Consider the following 2,954-nt stretch of genomic DNA (forward strand, 5'->3'; position numbering starts at 1 on the left):
GTAGCAAGATATCAAATTTAGAGATATTAAATTTAGAAAATCCGTCGTCTAAGATCACCAGCTCAAAGCCGAGAGTTTGCGCGCGCAAAATCCCTGCGGCGCGATCTTCGCTGACGATCACGTTTGCGCCGCGCAGAAACAGCGCGTATTCCATCGCCTCATCTCCGCTTTGCCGCACGTCGCAAAGTACCCGTCCGCCAAGCGCTACTTCGAGCAAGCCTCTGCTTTTGCGCCCGTATCCGCGAAGGATGATGCAGGTTTTGAGCCCCCCGTTAAATTCTTTAAAAAGCGCCCGCACTAGCGGGGTTTTACCGCTGCCGCCGAGGGTTAAATTTCCGACGCTGATTATTGGAATTTTAAATTTTTGCGGCTTAGCAAAGAGCCTTTTTAGGCAGACGATCAGCGTATAAAGTAGCGAAAGAGGCGCTAAAATCACCCCTAGCGCAAGCCATGCGGGGCTCGGGTCGTATAGGTTTCGCTCGATTAGGAGTTTAAACACGATTTTGCGCTATCTCTTTGATCTGCTCGCAGATGTAGCTCACATCGTCGTCGCTAAGCGCCGTGTAGATCGGCAGGGATAAAATTTGCTGATAGTTTTTAAGCGCATTCGGGAAATCATTGACCTTGTAATTATATTTGCTTTTATAGTAGCTTAGCAGGTGCACCGGCACATAGTGCAGCGAAACGCTCACTCCGCGCGAGATCAGCGCTTTGGCGAAATCGTCGCGGTTTTTGTCGATCTTTACGATGAACTGAGTATAGCTATGCCCCTCGCTGTCGCTTGGAAGCGTCACGTGAGGGCAGTTTGCGAGCTGCTCGCGATACGCTGCGGCGATCTGCTTGCGGCGCTTTATAAAGGCGTCGGTTTTTTCAAACTGAGCGATGGCGTAGGCGGAATTTATAGCGTTAAGATCATATTTTTGACCGATGCGATCGACGTCGTAGGTAAAGGACATATTGCCGTCTTTGTAAAAGGCGTCCCCTACGATGCCGCCGTTTCTTAAAATTTGCGCGGCGCTTGCTATCTCATCGTCGTTCGTGACGAAAAAGCCCGCCGTAGAGATCGCGTCTTGCGCTTGAGGATTGATCTGAAAGCACGATATGAGCGAGCTTTTAAGCGCTCCGATTTTTGCGCCCTTATAGGTAGCGCCCATAGCGCGGCACGCATCGTCTATAAGGATGATATTTTCGCTTTTGGCGACCTCGCTGATGGCGTCTATATCCGCAGCAAGCCCTGCGATGTGCGAGATGAAAGCGCATTTTAGCTTCTTGTGGCGGTTCTGATCTATCGTGCGAGCAAGGCTTTCGCTCGTAATGTTAAAGCTTATCGGATCGATATCTACGAAAACGGGCTCTGCGTCGAAGTGGCGGATCACTTCGGCGACGTTGGGGAAGGAATTTACGGAGCATAAAATTTTATCTCCGCGCTTAATATCCATTGCGCAAAGCGCCAGATGCAGCGCCGTCGTGCCGCTCGTGGTAGATACGGCGTGCTTTACGCCGAAATATTTACAAATATCCTCTTCAAAAATTTCGCTATATCTTATATCGCTGTTGTAGAGGGCGCTTTTAATTAAGTCTTCCTCTTTTTTATCGATTTGAGCCTTATAAAACGGTATCTCTTTCATAAATCTCTCCTTAGTGTGCGGGCTCTATGCGGGCGACCGCGGGCGCGCGAAGCTTAAAATTATTTTTAAGAATTCTACGGACGATAAATTTCACCAGCTCTTGATTGTGGCGCGAGTTTTGCAGATATTTTAGATCGTTTGCGGTTATTTGCTCGCCTGAGCGAAATTTCGTCCGCAGCGTTTCGTGCGAAAAAATATCTCTTAGCACGCTATCTAAGATCTCGTAGCTGTATCCAAGCTCGCGCTCATCGCTTTGATTTTCCCATAGATCGGCGCTCGGGGCTTTTTTGATGATCGCATCGTCTATGCATAAAATTTTTGCAAATTTAAACAGATCGGTTTTAAAAATTTCTCCGATCGGATTAAACGCGCAGGCCAGATCGCCGTAGATCGTGCCGTAGCCGAGCATCCGCTCGCTAAGATTGCTCGTGCCTACGACTACGCCGCGTTTTTGCGCGCTGTAATCATAAAGCAAGCTCATGCGTATTCGCGCGGCGAAATTTCCGATGCGAAGAGCGCTTGCACCGGGATTTAAAGCGGTAAAATTTTCTACAAATGGCGCGATCTCTTGGATTTCGTAGGGGATATTAAAGGATTCGCAGTGAAAGATGCCGTCTGCCATATTTTCTAAATTTGAACCCGCACTAGGTAGGATAAGCCCGTAAGTGGGGATCTCGGTAAGCGCACAAAGCGCAGAAACCACGGCGCTGTCAAGCCCACCGCTGATACCCACTACAAAGGCGTCCGCGCCCGTTTCATCGAGTCTCTCCGATAAAAAATCGGTCAGTTGCGGCAGCAAATCGTCCAAAAACATAATATTTAGCCTTAAAATTTTACGTTAAATTGTGCGAATTTTAACTATTTTTGGCTAAATTACGGCTTTAATTTAAGCTTAAAAGGAGGATTTAAATGCAAATTTTAAAAAAAGCTTTCGGTGAATACGCGACGAATTGCTACATTCTAAAGGGCGAGCAGGGCGATTTGGTGATCGATCCTGGCGAGGGCAGCTTTGATTGGGTGATGCAAAATACGGGAAAGATCGCGGCGGTTTTGAATACGCACGGGCATTACGATCACGTTTACGACGACGCGAAGCTGCAAAGAATGGGCGCTAAAATTTATATCCACGAAAGCGACGCCTTTATGCTGCGAGCGGATCCTTTTGAGACGATGCCGGAGTCCATAGAGGCGGACGTACTCGTAAAAGGACAGGAGCAAAGCCTTGAAATAGCGGGCTTTAACGTTAAATTTAGCCTTTTTGCAGGACATACGCCGGGTAGCTGTATGATCGAAGTGGACGGCGTGATCTTTAGCGGCGACGTCATA

At 48.1% G+C, this 2,954-nt stretch carries 4 protein-coding genes; 1 reads left to right on the forward strand and 3 read right to left on the reverse strand.

From position 1 onward, the window contains the following. The 3 genes from Q0236_RS02185 to nadE all read right to left on the reverse strand — a co-directional run. A partial coding sequence (locus Q0236_RS02185) for a tetraacyldisaccharide 4'-kinase (protein WP_297914527.1) occupies positions 1-499 on the reverse strand: 499 nt, incomplete at its 3' end. Then, the gene (locus Q0236_RS02190; RefSeq protein ID WP_297914530.1) at positions 492-1,628 is read right to left on the reverse strand and encodes a DegT/DnrJ/EryC1/StrS aminotransferase family protein; all 1,137 of its coding nucleotides are present in this window, start codon (positions 1,626-1,628) and stop codon (positions 492-494) included. The genes Q0236_RS02185 and Q0236_RS02190, both read right to left, overlap by 8 nt. A 10-nt stretch (positions 1,629-1,638) precedes the next feature. Next, positions 1,639-2,442, reverse strand: a complete 804-nt coding sequence (gene nadE, locus Q0236_RS02195) for an NAD(+) synthase (RefSeq protein WP_297914533.1) — start codon at positions 2,440-2,442, stop codon at positions 1,639-1,641. 95 nt (positions 2,443-2,537) lie between these two features. Between nadE and Q0236_RS02200 the strand changes: the two genes are divergently transcribed. Next, on the forward strand, positions 2,538-2,954 hold a 417-nt coding region (locus tag Q0236_RS02200; RefSeq protein WP_297914536.1), incomplete at its 3' end, for an MBL fold metallo-hydrolase.

The organism is uncultured Campylobacter sp., assembly GCF_938031315.1.
In the GTDB taxonomy this organism is placed as follows: domain Bacteria; phylum Campylobacterota; class Campylobacteria; order Campylobacterales; family Campylobacteraceae; genus Campylobacter_B.